Source organism: Neorhizobium petrolearium, assembly GCF_017873175.1.
Lineage (GTDB): Bacteria > Pseudomonadota > Alphaproteobacteria > Rhizobiales > Rhizobiaceae > Neorhizobium > Neorhizobium petrolearium.
Genome location: NZ_JAGGJW010000063.1, coordinates 1 through 1024 on the forward strand (window position 1 = coordinate 1; position 1024 = coordinate 1024).

Sequence of the window (1024 nt, forward strand, 5' to 3'; positions counted from 1 at the left end):
TTTTTGTTTGTGCGCCCAGCATGGGCGCACTCTTGTGGGTGGAAGTCCCACCGTAAGCTGGTCATGACGAGCGAAGTGAAGCGCAACTGCGCAAGGGCGACTGAGCGTGGGGAGGAAGCGTGGATCGAAACTGCGGGCCGATGAACAAGAACCGGATATGAGGCGGTGCCGACCAGGGCGAGCGGGCAAACGACCGCGAAGCTCTTGTGACCAAGGGGCGGTGGCGTAAATCCGGCGGTCGTGCAGTGAAGGAGTGCGTTCTTACCTGGGGAGATCTCGCTTTGTGCCTGAAAGGGCGACGGTGTCGAGCTGGAGCGAGAAGTCAGCCGAGGCCGTAGTAGGGAGCGCACAGGCGCGAACGAAGGGCCGAACGAGAGAGAGTGAAGTTCCTCCAAGGATGAGCAAGGCCATGCGTCAGAAGCCGGGACAGCCCGGGAGATCGGAGAGGCAAGCGGGTGAAGCCCGTCGGAGCTCCGATCTCGACGAAGCCGAGCCCCCGCCACGGATCGGGAACGACACAGGCGCAGGGCTGCTTGAGGTGGCCCTGCGGCGAGAGAACCTTCTGCGGGCGTGGAAACAGGTGCGGGCCAACAAAGGCGCGGCGGGTGCGGACGGACTGGACATTGACCAGACGGCCGCAATGCTGCGCATCTCTTGGCCTGCCATCCGCGACAGCCTGCGGGAGGGGACGTATCGGCCGCAGCCGGTGCGTCGGGTGATGATCCCGAAGCCAGGGGGCGGCGAGCGCGAGCTTGGCATCCCCACGGTGCAGGACCGCCTGATCCAACAGGCGCTCCTGCAAGTCCTTCAGCCAATCCTTGATCCGACCTTCAGCCAGCACAGCTACGGCTTCCGTCCGGGAAGGAGTGCGCACGATGCCGTCCTCGCGGCGCAATCGTTCGTGCAGTCCGGACGGCGGATCGTTGTGGACGTGGATCTGGAGAAGTTCTTCGACCGGGTTGACCATGACATCCTGATCGATCGTCTGCGCAAGAAAATCCCCGATCCCGGCGTGATCCGCCTG

At 64.0% G+C, this 1024-nt stretch carries 1 protein-coding gene; it reads left to right on the forward strand.

Going from position 1 to position 1024, the window contains the following annotated elements; genetic code table 11:
- Window positions 1-397: 397 nt before the first annotated feature.
- Window positions 398-1024 (forward strand): reverse transcriptase domain-containing protein (locus J2046_RS33655; RefSeq protein WP_325169823.1); only part of this gene is annotated, 627 nt, incomplete at its 3' end.